Source organism: Cutibacterium modestum (genome assembly GCF_008326345.1).
GTDB classification, from domain to species: domain Bacteria; phylum Actinomycetota; class Actinomycetes; order Propionibacteriales; family Propionibacteriaceae; genus Cutibacterium; species Cutibacterium modestum.
The window spans coordinates 304,721-320,988 of record NZ_BJEN01000001.1 but is presented as its reverse complement, the minus strand read 5'-3'; the positions used below and the strand labels follow the sequence as shown (position 1 = coordinate 320,988).

Below are 16,268 nucleotides of genomic sequence, written 5' to 3'. Positions count from 1 at the left end.
GTATCCGCGTGGGCTCGGGGCACAGAATCCCGCATCATTACGATTCCCGCCATGAGCCCACCGGCCTCAGCCAACGAGGTCAGATGCACCGCGTCGTTTGAGGTAGGCACGGGCGCAAACACTCTTCCTGGACGTCGAACCGAGATGACCCTTCCCCGACATGACGAATAGCATGGAGACTATGGACCCAACCCCCTTCGATGAGAAGTTCCATGCCGTATTGTTCGACCTCGATGGTGTCTTGACCCCTACCGCGCTCATTCATATGCGTGCTTGGCAGGAGATGTTCAACGAGGGCTTGTCGCGACACCAAGGTCAGAGCCCTTACACCGACGAGGACTACTTCGCCTACATCGATGGCAAGCCCCGATATGACGGAGTACGCGATTTCCTTGCCAGCCGCGGCATCACCCTTCCGGAAGGTGACCCTTCTGACGGCCCCGGCGCCCAGACGATCTGTGGGCTAGGCAACCGTAAGAATGACCTGTTCAATACGATGCTGGTCCGCGATGGTATCCAGCCCTACCCGGGTTCCCGACGTTGGGTGGATATGCTTCACAAGCATGGTGTCGCGATGGCGGTGGTCTCGTCGTCACGCAATGCCGCAGCAGTACTTGAAGCTGCTGGGATGGCCGAGGATTTCACGGTGCTGGTGGACGGTAATCTCTCCAAGGTAGAAGGATTGCCCGGCAAGCCTGCCCCCGATACGTACCTGAGAGGGGCAGAGCTTCTCGGCGTGCCTGCTGGGCAGTGCGTCGTCGTCGAGGATGCGGTGTCGGGAGTCCGCGCGGGAGTTGTTGGAGGCTTTGGAATGGTGCTTGGCGTTAATCGTGGCATAGGCGCTGACCGGCTGCGCGAAGCCGGTGCCGACCGAGTAGTGGATGACTTGGACGAGATGGCTGAGGAGATGGCATGACGCGGACGGGCACCGACCCGATGGATCGGTGGCGCTTTCCCGACGATCCGTGGGCGATTGTTGAGACCGTTCCCAGTACAGATGATCTAGGTACGACAGAGACGCTGTTTTCGATCGGTAATGGCTATCTCGGTATGCGCGGTAATCCATCTGAAGGCCGTGACTCTTTCAGCCACGGCACCTACATTAATGGATTCCATGAAATCTGGGACATCCATCACGCCGAGAATGCCTACGGCTTCGCACGTACCGGTCAGACGATTGTTAACGTCCCCGATGCCAAACTTATGAAGCTCTACGTCGACGACGAGCCGCTCTTGCTCAGCGTCAACGAGATCCAGTCATATAAACGGTGGATCGACTTCCGTGAGGGTGTCCTGCACCGTGAACTGGTATGGCGCACCCCGGCTGGCAAGCTGCTGCGAGTGGCAACCTCGCGGATGGTCTCTTTTACTCACCGGCATATGGCTCTGATAAGTATCGAAGTGACGATGCTCGAGGGCGACGCCCCGATCGTCATTAGCTCGCAGATCCTTAATCGTCAGGACGGTATGGACGAATACCACGCTCGACCTGATGACGCTGAGAAGGCTGCCGACCCTCGCCAAACTCGTAAATTTGCCGACAAGGTGCTGATTCCGCAAAAGGATTGGCATTCTCATAAGCGCATGATTTTGGGATTCTGCACCGCACGATCGGGGATGACCCTAGCCGTAGGTGCCGATCACGAGATCATCACGGAGAACGAGTATGAGTCCCTTATCGATACTGAGCCTGGGATCGGGAAACGGGTATATCGCATTGAGGCTACCCAAGGCCGACCAATTCGCATCGATAAGGCCGTGGCTTATCACACATCTCGCGGTGTGCCGGTACATGAACTGTTCGACCGAGTGCGTCGCAGCCTGGATCGAGTGCGCGAACAGGGACACAACGTCTATTACGACGAGCAGCGTGCGTGGCTTGACGATTACTGGATGACGGCTGACGTTGAGGTTAGGGGCGCCCCAACCGGTATTCAGCAAGCTGTAAGGTGGAACCTCTTCCAGATCGCTCAGGCATCGGCCCGCGCAGACCAACTTGGCATTCCGGCAAAGGGTGTGACGGGGTCAGGATATGAAGGTCACTACTTTTGGGATACCGAGGTGTACGTCATCCCAATGTTGACCTACACCCATCCACGAATCGCTGAGAATGCGCTGCGGTTCCGAGTTAATACCCTCCCGCAAGCCCGGCACCGGGCTAGGGAATTGTCTGAACGGGGAGCTCTCTTCCCGTGGCGAACAATCACCGGTGAGGAGGCATCCGCTTATTACGCGGCTGGTACGGCTCAGTATCACATCAATGCCGATATCGTCCATGCGATTATGAACCATGCCCGAGCGACGGGGGATAAGACCTTCCTCTTCCGGGACGCGGCACCAGTTCTCGTCGAGACCGCCCGAATGTGGGCTGATCTAGGCTTTTGGCGCATTAACGGTGGTCGAGAATTCCACATCCACGGGGTTACCGGGCCCGACGAGTACACCACTGTCGTTAACAACAACCTTTACACCAATGTCATGGCGAGGGCTAACCTCATTGATGCTGCTGGTGTCATCAGGCGAATGCGTGATGAGGACCCGCTGTGGTACGAGCACCTGTGTTTAGAGCTAGACCTCACCGAAGATGAGGTTGGTGGTTGGGAGGAGTGTGCGGCGGGGATGGTGATCCCCTTCGACGACACGTTCGGCATCCATCCTCAGGATGACCAATTCCTCTCACGTGAGCTCTGGGACCTCAAGAACACCCCTGATAACAAGCGGCCGCTACTGCTGCACTACCACCCGCTGGTGATCTACCGATTCCAGGTGCTCAAGCAGGCAGACGTTGTGCTGGCTTTGTTCTTGCAGGGGGATCAATTCACTCAGGCCGTCAAGCTTGCAGACTTTGAATACTACGATCCCATCACCACGGGCGATTCGAGTCTGTCGGCGGTGGGCCAGTCGGTGATGGCGGCAGAAGTCGGCCACCAGGAGATGGCGATGGACTACTTCCTTGACGCTCTTTTCTGTGACCTGGCTGATACCCATCACAACGCTTCGGACGGGGTTCACGTTGCCTCGGCAGGTGGAGTGTGGGGATGTCTTGTGCACGGTTTCGTCGGCATGCGCAATGATCGGGAGAATCTGCGTTTCGATCCGAGACTTCCGGCCCAGTGGACGTCGATCAAGCATCACATGCTCATTGGTGATTCTCACATGCTTGTATACCTGGAACGTGACGCCATTACGTTTCAAATACTTTCGGGCCATGATCGCGACGTGACAGTGCGCGGTGAGCTTTACCACATTGGGGTTGAGCCGGTCAGGGTACCGCTATTAGATCAGGGCCCGTTGCGTCCTAGCTTGCGGGTTACCCATCCGATCTCGGGCCTGCGTCGGGCTGATGGTTCTCTCATTACCGCTGAGGTTCCGGGCAGTATTGCTGAGACGATTGTTTCTTCTCCAATCCCGACGTCGCGAGACTGGTAACCATGGCGGAGGCCGGCACCACTTATGGTGCCGGCCTCCGCCATGTCGTGGGGGTGCGAGGGTGGCCCGGTCACCCGGGCCACCACGGACTCACTTCACGACAGTGATCACGGCGGTGTTCGTTGTGACGTCGTCGGCAGGAATACCGGTAACGTTGGAGTAGTCGAACCCGTTAGTCACTAGTACCGGGGTGATCTTGGAGTATCCAGCTTCATCGATGACGGTTGGGTCAAAAACAACCAGGGGCTGACCAGCGCTGACGTGATCGCCGGCCTTAACCTTGACGTCAAATCCCTTGCCACCGAGCTCGACGGTATCGATGCCGACGTGGATGAGCAGCTCGACACCCGAATCCAGCTTGAGCCCGAAAGCATGGCCAGAATCAGGAGCGGTGACGATGGTGGCATCGGCCGGGCAGACAACAGTGTTGTTGGCGGGCTCGACGGCGATGCCGTCACCGACGACACCGGTGGAGAAGACCGGATCGGGGATCTGAGAGATCGGCACGGCACGTCCCACGAGCGGAGAGGTGATGGTGACGGCCTCGGATGCGACCTCGTCCGCGGTTGGGGTCTCGACTCCTTCAACTGTGGCAGACTCGGTTGTCGGTTCGGTGGTAGCAGCTGGGGCAACGGCGGTCGACTCTGCCGCGTGAGCGCTAGCCTGACGGCGACGGGCCCTGGCAGCAGCCTTTTCGTCGTCGTCACGATAGTCGCGCACGATGACTAGAGCCATCGCGGTGAAGAACGAGGCAGCGATGGCCACCGCATACAGGCCGATCTTGTCGAAGGCCGGGACCGTCAGCAATGAGGTGAAGATGAAGGCCGGGGTATGCAGACCCCCGCCGGCACCGATGATGACACCGCCGACGAGACAGCCGACCAACATAGAGGGATAGATCTTCTTGTAGCGCAAGTGAATGCCGTAGAGGCTGGGCTCGGAGATACCACCCAGCAGACCAGCAGCTAGCGCACCGGTGGCGGTTTGGCGCATTGTCACGTCTTTGTCGCGGACGGACAGAAAGAGGACACCGGAAGTGGCGCCGAAACAGGCGAAGTTCCATGCGCCCATCGGGCCTTGGATGTAGTCGTAACCGAGAGTCTGGATGTTGAGCAGCATGACAGCATTGAGCGGCCAATGCAGACCCAGCGGCACCATAAAGGGGTAGAGCAGCGGGATAAGGACCGCGAAGATGAAGGGGCTGACGTCATTGACCGCTTTAAGGCCGTTAGCTAGTCCAGCACCGGCGTAGACGCCGATGGGACCGATCAGGAAAGCCGTCAACGGGATCATGATGAGCATCGTTAGGAAGGGCACGAAGATCATCTGAACGTTGGGGGAGATGATCTTTTTTAGCCATTTGTATAGCGGGGCCAGGATGGCCGCCATGATGAGGGGCGGGAACACCTGAGAGCCGTAGTTGAATATCGTCAGCGGCAGACCGAAGACGTCGACGACGTTGACCTTGAATCCGCCGAGGGCCAGCGGATGGGCAGCCTTGCCGAGCTCGGTGAACGCAGGCAGCATGACGACAGCCATGACGGAGAAACCGACCCACGGGTCAGCGTTGAGACGTTTGGTGGCGTTGTAGGCGACCAGCAGCGGCAGGAAGTAGAAGACACACTGCCAGGCCAGGTTCACGAACTGCCAGCTCGGGGGCAGGATGATGCGCGAGTCGGCCCAGTTACCGATGATGCCCATGGACCCCATGAGGGCCATGAAGGTGATAAACAGGGACGCGCCGAGCAAGGCACCCATGATGGGCCGGAAGGAATCTGAAAGGTACTCGAAAAGGTTGTCGAGCCATGAGAATTTGCCTCGGGGACCCTTGGAGCGGTGCTCGGCTTTAACGTCCGCGTCGGACTGATTGCCGCTGCCGAGCGACAGCTCCTTCATGACGGGCAGATCCATAATGTCGTTGTAGACGCCGGCGACGGCGCCTCCGATGACGATCTGGTAACGATTGCCCGACTGAGGAACGGCTCCCATGACGCCGGGGATCGACTCGACCGCAGCCTTGTCGATAGGTGAAGAATCGCGAAGTTGGAACCTCAGACGAGTGGCGCAGTGGGTGAGACTGACGATGTTGCCGGATCCGCCCACCGCATCCACGATCTGAGACGCGGGTGATGACATGTATGTGGTCCTCCTGTGATACCGCTGTCCAGGGACAGCGAAGTAGAAGTGTAATCATCTCAGGATGCTGCTAGCACGCCGGGGCGAATCATAGTTAGTCACCTGCTCGATCCAACTGTGCGGCGGCCGTGAGTCGTCTAGGAACTCTGAGGAATCAAGAGGCCACGGTGATCCGAGTCAGGACCGAGACAGCCGAACCCCCAGACGTCGACCTCACACAGGGAATCCATTCTCGGTAGCCCAAGGAGTGCGATCGGACAAAATGGCCGCGATGCGTCTGGCTGACAGCGCGGTGACGTGATCGGCCAGCTGTTCCGGCCCGACCCAGTGCAGCCGGCCAATTTCCGTATCGGCCGGCTGCATGACCTTGGAGAGGCTTGGGTCGACCACACCAGCGTCATAAATGAACTCGATGGCATCGGACCATCCCAGCACCGGAGGCATCCAGTCAATGAGAGTCGGCGTGCCCGGAACGTCCAGCGCGACCTCTAATTCCTCAAGACATTCCCGAACCGCTCCGGCATGCGGAGATTCCCCGGGTTCGACGACGCCCCCGGGCAGTTCCCAATCCGGCTTATATGTCGTCTCGCACATCAGCACTCGTCCGGCATCATCGCGGAGGAGGACATGGGAAATCACCCGTTTGGTGGGTAGGACGGAATCGAGCATTCCGGTGTGGCCGGTACGGGTATAAACCTCGTCGGTTGCCAGCCGGGAGTAGACGTACTCGTCCACCCATCCGTTTCCACGCACGCGCACTTGGCGCAGCCGACCCTCGCGACGGTACCCAGCGCGGTGCAAGGCGTGGACGACTTCACCATCATCGACGGCCACCCGTGCCTCGAGGCGACGCACGTCGTGGCCAATAATGGCGTCGTCGGAAGCCAGTGAGATGGCACGCGTCAGACCCTCCGGATACGGCGGATCATCAAGGAGTAACCGACCGTAGTCATCCACCACCTCCACCTGGATCCTAAAATCCTCAAAACCGGACTCGTCATCGACCACGAAATTCCTCCTATGGCACGGTCATTGCATGCCCGGATCGCCGGGCAGGGCAGCGGTTGCCGAGGGATCGTGACGCAGCCACACCGATCCCATCGGCGGAACGCACACTGTGGCAACCGCAGGGAAATGATTGGGAACTGGCAGTGGGGTAGCCACGATTTGGCCGAGATTGCCGAACTTGCCGGTACCGTCGTACTCCAGGCAATCAGTGTTGAGGATCTCCGTCCAGACACCCTCCATTGGCAGACCAACACGATAGTCGGTCTGCGGATTGGGAGAGAAATTCGTGAAGCAGGCAATCGTCGATCCGTCATCGGAACGGCGCAACCAGGAAAACAAGTTATTGCCGGCATCGTCGGCATTGATCCACTCGAATCCGCGCGGATCGTTGTCGAGCTGCCACAGCGCCGGGTTTTCTTTGTAGATCTTGTTAAGGTCGCGGAAGAGGCGTTTGAGACCGCCGTGCCCCCACAGGTCGGCGACGAACCACTCGAGGCTCATCGACTCGTTGAACTCGTGGCGCTGACCAAATTCCTGACCCATGAACACCAGCTGTTTGCCGGGGAAGGACCACATATAAGAATAGAAGGCTCGCAGGGACGCGAATTGTTGCCAGTCGTCACCAGAAATCTTGTTGATTATGGATCCCTTGCCATGCACGACCTCGTCGTGGCTAATCGGCAAGATAAAGTTTTCTGAATACTGGTAGACCATCGCGAAGGTCATCTCACCATGGTGGTACTGGCGATGGAACGGGTTGAGCTCCATGTATCGCAGCGAGTCGTTCATCCAGCCCATATTCCACTTGAACCCGAATCCCAGTCCTCCGTCATTGGCGGGCTTAGTGACGCCGGGGAAACTGGTGGATTCCTCAGCAATCATGAGGATGCCAGGGTGGCGTGAGTATAGGTGAAAGTTGACGTAGCGCAGGAAGTCAATGGCCTCCAGGTTCTCCTTGCCGCCATACTTGTTGGGCAACCACTGTCCCTCCCCACGGGAGTAGTCCAAGTAAAGCATCGAAGCGACGGCGTCAACGCGCAGACCATCGACGTGGAATTCGCTGACCCAGTACAGCGCGTTCGAGACAAGGAAGGATTTCACCTCGTTTCGGCCGTAGTTGAAGATGTAGGTGCCCCAGTCCATGTGCTCGCCTTGGCGTGGATCGGCGTGCTCATAGAGGGCGGTGCCGTCGAAGCGTCCCAAGGCCCAGTCGTCCTTCGGGAAGTGGCCGGGAACCCAGTCCATGATGACTCCGATGCCGGCCTGGTGCAGCTTGTCGATAAGGTAGCGCAGGTCGTCGGGAGATCCGTAACGGCTAGTGGGAGAGAAATACCCGGTGACTTGGTATCCCCAGGAGGGAGCGAACGGGTGCTCGGCCAATGGCATGAACTCCACATGGGTATAGCCCTGCCAAGCGACATAGCTCACCAGCTCGTCAGCCAGTTCACGGTAGCTCAACCCGTGACGCCACCCGCCCAGGTGCACCTCGTAGATGCTCATCGGTTCAGCGTGAGCGCGGGAGACCTTACGGCAGGCAATCCACTCGTCGTCATCCCATTCGTAGTGGGATTCAGTGACGATAGATGCATTCTGAGGAGCCTGCTCTGAATAGCGGGACATCGGGTCAACCTTCTCGTGCCAGTTGCCCCACTGGTCCTGAATGCGGAACTTATAGAGGGTTCCTTCCCTGACGTCTTCGATAAAGGTGCCCCAGACCCCGGAGCCGGGGATGAGGCGCATTCGGTCACCAGTCCACCAGTTAAAGTCGGAGATGACCTCAACGGCCTGGGCATTTGGGGCCCAAACTGCGAAGCGAGTGCCGGTGATAGGGCCGCGCTCATCGTCGTCGATAGTGACGACGTGGGAACCAAGCCTCTTCCACACCTCCGTGTCCCCACCAGAGTGGAACCCCTCGAGATCCCAACCGGTGAGCCCTCCAAACTCATCGTGAGCCATGGCATCCTCCTGGCGTGTCATTGGTGTGGGCGTAATCGTCGGTTCGATGATCCGACGGAAATCTGCGGATGGGTTTGAGCACCGTTACTCCTGCCGCATTGCCCGAATAGCCGACAGTGGAATGTCTACCCATGTCGGTCGGTTGAGGGTTTCGTAAACGGCTTCGTAACTAGCCTTGTCGGCTTCATAGGTGGCCAATACGTCTTGTTCAGTGGTATTTGGTCGACCATAGCCGGTCAGGAACGCCTCGCTGGCACGGTTCGTCCAAGCGAGAGTCTCTGGGGCTGTCGGCCTGGCATGAGCCGAGGTGGCGTAGGACAACGACCTCGTTATCCCCGCGACATCACGCCAGCGAGAATCCGGCAGCCGTCGCTCAGCGAGAGGCTTGAGGGGTTCCCCCTCGAAGTCGATGATCCGCCAGCCGTCGGGTGTCAGCAGGGTTTGGCCGAGATGAAAGTCTCCATGGACTCGTTGGGCAGCGAGTTGGCGTCCGCGCAGTTTCTCGAACCGGGAGGCTAACGTGTCTTGATAGGAAGCCAGCATCGGCACAGTGGCAACGGCAGCGTCGAGGCGACGCATCATATCGTCAGCGATGCGCGCCCCGTCGATGTTGGCGGTACCAAAGGTCTGCCCTAGCGTTTCGTGAATGGTGCGTAGACAGCGTCCCAAGTCGGCAACAAGGTCGGTGACGTCGACGAGATCGGCTGCTTTAGCGGTGATAAGTTCCCAGCCGTTTTGGGGCTGCGGTAACCTTTCGACGATCATGGCCAGATCGGTCGGAATGTCTTCTTCAGCGGGGATCTTCCCGGAGATAAAGCCATACAATTTGGCCACCAATGAAACCCCGGCGTCGTTGAGGGCACCATGCGCAGTAATGTCAAGGTTGTCGCCGGGCTCCAGACGACGGAACATTTTGATGATGGTATCGCCCACCATGATCGAGGTGTTCGACTGCTCACCCCCGAATCGCTCAGCAGACCACACCGGCTTGGCGGCCGTTAGACGGCGATGTAGCTGCCAGGATCCGTCCGTGGCGATCGGGGTGCCTTCGAGGATGGTGCGAGCCCACGCGGTAAGAGCTGGTTGATCCTCAGTGGCGTCAGTGGCGGTAAAAGGTTGTCCGTCGACGACTACCTCGGCCAGACCAGCAACGCGTCCCGGACGCAGCGCTAACAGTAACTGGTAATACTCGTCGGGGGCTTGCGGATAACTAACCTGCGCGATGACAGGGAGCACCCGCAGCTCCTGCTCGTTGACGACGGGAGCCAACGGCAGCAGCCCGGCAAGGGCACCCGATCGGCCCTTCCCCGAGAACCATCGGGCGCCACGGATATGGTCCCAGATGCGTTCCCTCACGGTGGAGCTGTCCCAACTGGTCATGACTTCTCCTCAACAGACATCTGCAGCCATCGATAGCCATACGGCCATAACGGCACGATCAACGTTCCATCAGCCTCCACCGGTTGCACGTCCTGGCCATGGATGAGGGAAGAGCCCGTCGCGCCCGCGAACTGCGGAAGGTGAAGGACAACCGTCCGCTCGGTATCGGAGAGATTAGCCAGGCACAGGATCGTTTCGTGCTCGTTGTGACGCAGGAAGGACATCACAGCTGTGTCTGCCCCGTCGAGATCGATGAACTCGCTAGTCCCAAAGACAGGGTGACGGCGACGGATACCGAGCATGGCACGTGTCCAGACCAGTAAAGAGGACGGATCGTCCATCTGGCGGGCGACGTTGACGTGCTCGGGATCGTGACCAAAAGTGTGGATGAGAGGTAGATGGAAGTCCTCGGGAAGGGCGGTGGAAAAACCGGCCGTCTCCGAATCATCCCACTGCATTGGGGTGCGCACACCGTCACGGTCAGACAGCCAGAGATCGTCACCCATGCCAATCTCGTCGCCGTAATACAGCACCGGAGAGCCGGGTAAAGATAGCAACATGGCGTTAAGCAACCGGGCTTTCGCGTCGTCGTTATCGACGAGGGGGCTTAAGCGACGACGAATACCCAAGTTGCACCGCCACCGGGGTTCGGGAGCATACCCCTCCCACATGTACTGACGATCCTCTTTGAACACCATTTCGAGGGCGAGTTCGTCGTGGTTGCGCAGGAAGGTTGCCCACTGGCATCCCTCTGGAATCTGTGGGGTGTCGGCTAGAATCTTGCTAATGCACTCTCGTGAGCCGCGACGCAGTCCCATGTACAGGCGTGGCATGACGGGGAAATGGAACGCCATCTGGCATTCGTCGCCGTCACCAAAGTACTCGACGACGCCGTCAGGCCACTGATTGGCCTCACACAGCAGAATGCGGCCCGGATACTCCTCGTCGACCATGGCGCGCAACTGCTTGAGAATCTGATGGGTCTTTGGCAAATTCTCGCAGTTCGTGCCCTCAGCTTCGATAAGGTACGGGACAGCGTCGAGCCGGAACCCGTCAATACCTAAGTTCATCCAGAAGCGGACGGCCCCGAGCATTTCCTCCATAACCCGAGGCTCTTCAAAGTTGAGGTCGGGTTGGTGATGAAAGAACCGGTGCCAGTAAAACTGCTTACGTTCGGAATCCCAGGACCAGTTCGAGTCCTCGGTATCGCAGAAGATAATACGAGCGTCAGAGTAGGCATCGTCAGTGTCCGACCATACGTAGTAGTTACTGTAGGGGTCGTCAGGATCGGCGCGTGAAGACTGAAACCACGGATGGGAACCCGAGGTGTGGTTCATAACGAAGTCGATGATGACGCGAAGGCCACGGTCGTGGGCAGCGTCGAGGAAAACCTTAAAGTCCTCAATGGTGCCCAACTCCTCACGGATCCAGCGGTAGTCACGGATGTCATAACCACCGTCATGCAGAGGAGAGTCGTAGAAGGGTGGTAACCACAGGCAATCCACCCCGAGCCACTGCAGATAGTCGAGCTTTTCCGTCAACCCCTTGAAGTCGTCAATCCCGTCACCATTGGAGTCCTTAAAAGATCGCACCAGAACCTCATAGAAGACAGCGGTGCGAAACCATTCCGTCTCGGTGCGGTCGATGGAACCGATCGGGTGGATCTCGTCGAGTTTGGCCTGCAACTGGGCCGAGGTCAGTCCAAGAACCCCGGTGGGAGCCAGGGCCTTAGGGATCTCCTCGGCCGGAGTGTAGGGGGAACGGGTCATGGAGTGGTTTTTCGCACGTGCAGGATGTGGGCGGGCTGAGCGGGGTAGAGCCTGACGAAGGCCTGCTGACCCCACGTGAAGTCGGCTCCAGTGAGTTCATCGTGGACGGCGAAAATGTCGTCATGGTCGAGGCCAAGGGCAGCCATATCGAGCATGATCTGAGATTCAACACCCCATACCGGATCCAGGGAGATGACGACGATCACGACGTCGTCTCCTGCCTTCTTGGAGAACACGAAGACGTCGTCGTGTGGAGCGTGATGGATGGTGGTGTCGCGCAGTTGTTGCAGCGCCGGGTGAGCCCGACGGATCTCGTTGAGGCGAGTGACGAGCAGCGTGATGTTCGGATCGGAATCGTAGTCGCGGGGCCGGTATTCGTACTTCTCCGAGTGGGCGTACTCCTCTCGTCCGGGCAGCGGCTCGTGTTCGCAAATCTCAAACCCGGAGTACATGCCCCACGACGGGCTCATCGTCGCAGCCAGGATCGCTCGGATAGCGAAGCCGGCAGGGTTGCCGTTGTTGAGATAGATCGGGTTGATGTCGGGGGTATTGACGAAAAAGTTTGGACGGTAGAAGTGCGAGGTCTGGTGAGAGATCTCATCGAGGTACGCCTCAAGCTCCCACTTGGCGGTGCGCCAGGTGAAGTAGGAGTAGCCCTGCTGGAAGCCCACCTTGGCCAGCGCAGCCATCATCTCGGGGCGGGTGAAGGCCTCCGCCAGGAAGATGACTTCGGGGTGACGACGGTGAACCTGCTCCATTAACCAGGCCCAGAAATTCACGGGCTTAGTATGCGGGTTATCGACCCGGAAGATCGTTACGCCGTGAGAGATCCACAATTCCAGTAGCCGCAAGCATTCCTGATAGATACCGTCTGGGTCGTTATCGAAGTTGATCGGGTAAATGTCCTGATACTTCTTAGGTGGATTCTCCGCATAGGCAATCGTGCCGTCAACGCGAGTCGTGAACCACTCCGGGTGCTGGAGCACCCACGGGTGGTCCGGGGAGGCCTGCAGGGCAAAGTCTAAGGCGACCTCCAAGCCCAGGTCATGGGCGTGGGCGACGAAACGGTCAAAGTCGTCGAAGGTGCCAAGGTCAGGGTGAATAGCGTCATGGCCGCCATCGGGCGAACCGATAGCCCACGGCGATCCCGGATCGTCCGAGGCGGGGGCCAGGGTATTGTCCTTGCCCTTGCGGAAGGCTGTGCCAATAGGGTGGATCGGCGGCAGATAGACGACGTCGAATCCCATCGTGGCGGCAGCGTTCAGGCGCTCCCAGGAGGAGTCGAAAGTGCCCGAAACCCAGCGCCCGTCGGCATCTATGTGAGCGCCCTGGGAGCGTGGGAAGAATTCATACCAGGAACCGTAGAGGGCCCGACGTCGTTCCACTCGCAATGGGGTCGGGGCAGTGGGCGAGGTGAGCGTCCGGGGGGCATAGGCCCGCATCGCTTCGCAGAACGCGTAGGCGTTGATGACCTGGCGCAGTGAGTCGGGGGCACGGTCAGGAGTGAGATTGGCGTCGGCCTCGCGCAGGGCCGTGAGGGCGTCGATGTCACCAGTTTGCTCGGCGTGCTTGACCGCTTTGCTCATGAGGGCATGGCCTTCGGCACATACCAGTTCGACGTCGATGGCAGCGGCGAGCTTGGCGTCGGCATTGTGATGCCACGTGCCCCAGGTGTCTGACCAGCCTTCGACGTGCATGGTCCAGTCACCTTCGATGTCAGCGCAGACTTGGGCCTTCCAAATATCTAATCCCCAGGGCTCGACCTGATGCATATCAGTGACGTGACGGTTGCCCTCGGGATCGGTGAGGACGACGCTGGCTCCGACGGCATCGTGGCCTTCGCGGAAAACATTCGCGGTGACCTCGAACTCTTCGTCGACGACAGAGTAGATCGGCAGGTGGCCACCTTCGACCTCAGGATGGACGTTGTGGACAGGAATGCGCCCAAATCCGCGCAGTGGTGGGCGTCCGGGAGAATCGATAGCGCTCATAACTTCGGTGAGACCCTCGCCGCCAGAGGCATGCCCGGCAGCGTGACGCGGCGCCTGAGACTCCGGTGGTTCTGGCGACAGTGATGGTTGGGGAGTAGGAGCTGACTCAGAGGAGTTGTCGGGGGCAGCGGGAGACACCGGTTCAGGCGATGGTTCCGCAGCAGATAGTTTTAAGGCAGGGGGAGTTACCGGCACTTCTTTGTCGTCGGAACCGTTCTCGTCGTGACGGCGGTCTTGCCTGTTGATCCTCCACACACGGCACAGGCTACCGTGGCCCGTTCCGACACGTCATGATTCGGACTAGCAGCCGGTGCCGGTTCGAGCCGCCTTTTTGCAGGGGGCGAAGTGCTCACTGACCACTAACTGAGGGGCCCAACACGACGAGATCGGCAGGTGAACGTTTCCCCGTCTATTGGGCGCTTGGCGCGTCATGATGCGGTCAGACGGAATGGGAGGTTTGCATGACAACGACACACCTGCTCGGCAGAGTGACCGATAGCCCGGCCGGCACCGCCTCGTCGGGAATCTCCCCAGGTAGGGCTGTTGAAGCCACCACCTGCCACGACTCGCCCCACGGGGCGCTCGGCAAGATGATCTCGGTCGGGTGATTACCGGCATGGAACCAGATGAGGAAGGCCTCATCGTCGTCACTGGTATACATGCCGAGGGTGCGGCGACCTTCATCATGCCAGTCGTTGTTTACCATTTCCCCGCCACAGCCGGAGAACCACGCTAGATCAGCACGCCGCGGGCGCGAATCGCTCGCCTCACCGATCGGATCATGATGGCGGTACATCGATGGACGAAGAGCAGGGTGCTCGCGGCGCAACGCCGTGATCGTCTTGACGAGGTCAGTCACGTCGGACCACGCTTCGGCATCGTCCCAGTCCATCCATGAGATGGGGGAGTCCTGGCAATAGGCATTGTTATTGCCCTGCTGGGTACGTCCCATTTCGTCACCCGCGGTGATCATCGGCACGCCGGTAGCTAGTAGTAAGGTCGCCGCCAGGTTGCGCACCTGCCGATGCCGTAACGTCACGATGGACTGGTCGGTAGTTTCGCCCTCCCAACCACAGTTCCAGGACCGGTTGTCATCGGACCCATCGTGGTTATCCTCACCATTGTCCTGGTTGTGCTTCATGTCGTAGGTGACCAGATCACGCATCGTGAAGCCGTCGTGAGCGGTTATGAAGTTGACGCTGGATGTCGGCTGACCATAAAGGTCCGGCGACCCGCTAAGCCTGGTTGCCAACTCCTCAACTCCGTAGACAGCACCACGCCAGAAGTCGCGGACATAGTTGCGGAAACGGTCGTTCCACTCGCTCCAGTTCGGGCCCCAGGCACCCATTTGGTAGCCATATGGGCCGAGGTCCCAGGGCTCAGCAATGTGCTTAACCTTGTTGAGAACCGGATCTTTGACCAAAGCCTGCTTAAACGGGTGGTTCTGATCGACCCCATGAGACTTGTCACGGATGAGGGTGGTGGCAAGGTCGTAACGGAACCCGTCGACGCCCATCTCGGTGACCCAGTAACGCAAGGAGTCGAGGACCATGGCAAGGACCTCCGGATGAGACGTGTCCACGGAATTGCCACAGCCAGTGACATCGTAATCATTGCGGTGATCATTGGTGAGGCGATAGTAGGATTCGTGATCGATGCCGCGGAAGGACAGAGTCGGTCCTTCGTGGCCGCCCTCACCTGTGTGGTTGTAGACGACGTCTAGGAAGACCTCGATACCGGCTTTGTGGAAAGAGGTGACCATATCCTTGAACTCGCGCACCTGGGCCCCCATCGAGCCAACGGAGCAGTAGGCAGCATGAGGAGCAAAGAACCCTAAGGTGTTGTAACCCCAGTAATTGGACAGGCCACGTCCAACGATGAATGGCTCGGAGACGAACTGCTGGATGGGTAGTAGCTCGATGGCTGTGACCCCGATTGACTTGAGGTGTTCGATCACAGCCGGATAGGCAAGCCCGGCATAAGTCCCGCGCAGATGCTCGGGAACGAGGGGATGCAGGCGGGTGTAGCCCTTGACATGGGTCTCATAAATGACCGACTCACTGATGTCGTGGCGGTACGCAATCGGCATAGGCGGCTCGGAATCCTCAACGACAACGGCGAGCGGGACCGATGTCGCATCATCGGTCGGGTCAGGCTCGTAGTTGGATTCCGGACTATGGTCCATGACCGGGCCGTGGTAGTCGACACCAGCCGTGATGGCCCTCGCATAAGGGTCGAGCAGTAGTTTTGCAGGGTTGAACCTCATGCCACAGTCGGGATCCCACGGGCCGTGGACTCGATATCCATAGCGCTGACCGGCCTGGACGTCGGGGACCTCGATGGTCCAGACACTGTGCTCGTCCTTGGTCATGTCGTGGTTGACCTGTGACCCGTTATCTGCCACAAGTGCCAACTCGACACGCTCTGCGCGAGGTGCCCACAGTCTGAAGCGGCAGCCGCCGTCTACGAGGGTTGAGCCCAAGGCGCTGGTGTCGAATGACGCCGTGTTGGTGTCGGTCACAGTAGGGGCCTTTCGTCGGGGATACTAGCCGGAACGTCAGCGGGCCGACGAAACAGTTTAGTCTGAGGTGGCTGTTAC

General features: G+C 59.0%; 9 protein-coding genes. 2 read left to right on the top strand and 7 right to left on the bottom strand.

The genetic code is table 11. From position 1 onward, the window contains the following. Positions 1–160 precede the first annotated feature (160 nt). Positions 161–916 (top strand): HAD family hydrolase, encoded by a 756-nt coding sequence (locus tag F1563_RS01585; protein ID WP_002527247.1) that lies wholly within the window; start codon positions 161–163, stop codon positions 914–916. Then, entirely contained in the window at positions 913–3,429 is a 2,517-nt protein-coding gene (locus F1563_RS01580) for a glycoside hydrolase family 65 protein (protein ID WP_002527246.1), read from the top strand. The genes F1563_RS01585 and F1563_RS01580 overlap by 4 nt, the downstream gene beginning before the upstream one ends. Before the next feature lie 90 nt (positions 3,430–3,519). Here the strand turns inward: F1563_RS01580 and F1563_RS01575 are convergent, their stop codons facing one another. From F1563_RS01575 to glgX, 7 genes are all read right to left on the bottom strand, one after another. Next, positions 3,520–5,565: a glucose PTS transporter subunit IIA gene (locus F1563_RS01575; protein ID WP_002526889.1), complete on the bottom strand. Its 2,046-nt coding sequence runs from the start codon at positions 5,563–5,565 to the stop codon at positions 3,520–3,522. 213 nt (positions 5,566–5,778) lie between these two features. After that, the gene (locus F1563_RS01570; protein ID WP_002526888.1) at positions 5,779–6,573 is read right to left on the bottom strand and encodes an NUDIX hydrolase; all 795 of its coding nucleotides are present in this window, start codon (positions 6,571–6,573) and stop codon (positions 5,779–5,781) included. 21 nt (positions 6,574–6,594) lie between these two features. After that, complete coding sequence (glgB, locus tag F1563_RS01565; RefSeq protein WP_007433835.1) at positions 6,595–8,529, bottom strand: 1,4-alpha-glucan branching protein GlgB; 1,935 nt, start codon at positions 8,527–8,529, stop codon at positions 6,595–6,597. 84 nt (positions 8,530–8,613) lie between these two features. Beyond that, the gene (locus tag F1563_RS01560; RefSeq protein ID WP_002526886.1) at positions 8,614–9,909 is read right to left on the bottom strand and encodes a phosphotransferase; all 1,296 of its coding nucleotides are present in this window, start codon (positions 9,907–9,909) and stop codon (positions 8,614–8,616) included. Continuing rightward, on the bottom strand, positions 9,906–11,678 hold the full coding sequence (gene treS / locus F1563_RS01555) for a maltose alpha-D-glucosyltransferase (protein ID WP_002526885.1): 1,773 nt from the start codon (positions 11,676–11,678) through the stop codon (positions 9,906–9,908). The genes F1563_RS01560 and treS overlap by 4 nt, the downstream gene beginning before the upstream one ends. Beyond that, positions 11,675–13,924, bottom strand: a complete 2,250-nt coding sequence (locus F1563_RS01550; RefSeq protein WP_007433836.1) for an alpha-1,4-glucan--maltose-1-phosphate maltosyltransferase — start codon at positions 13,922–13,924, stop codon at positions 11,675–11,677. The genes treS and F1563_RS01550 overlap by 4 nt, the downstream gene beginning before the upstream one ends. A 184-nt stretch (positions 13,925–14,108) precedes the next feature. Continuing rightward, entirely contained in the window at positions 14,109–16,190 is a 2,082-nt protein-coding gene (gene glgX / locus F1563_RS01540) for a glycogen debranching protein GlgX (protein ID WP_002526882.1), read from the bottom strand. Positions 16,191–16,268 lie beyond the last annotated feature (78 nt).

Excerpts from the sequence above, each read along its gene's own strand:
- F1563_RS01585 (WP_002527247.1), top strand. The coding sequence starts at position 161 with ATGACGAATAGCATGGAGACTATGGACCCAACCCCCTTCGATGAGAAG.
- F1563_RS01580 (WP_002527246.1), top strand. The coding sequence starts at position 913 with ATGACGCGGACGGGCACCGACCCGATGGATCGGTGGCGCTTTCCCGAC.
- F1563_RS01575 (WP_002526889.1), bottom strand. The coding sequence starts at position 5,565 with ATGTCATCACCCGCGTCTCAGATCGTGGATGCGGTGGGCGGATCCGGC.
- glgB (WP_007433835.1), bottom strand. The coding sequence starts at position 8,529 with ATGGCTCACGATGAGTTTGGAGGGCTCACCGGTTGGGATCTCGAGGGG.
- F1563_RS01560 (WP_002526886.1), bottom strand. The coding sequence starts at position 9,909 with ATGACCAGTTGGGACAGCTCCACCGTGAGGGAACGCATCTGGGACCAT.
- treS (WP_002526885.1), bottom strand. The coding sequence starts at position 11,678 with ATGACCCGTTCCCCCTACACTCCGGCCGAGGAGATCCCTAAGGCCCTG.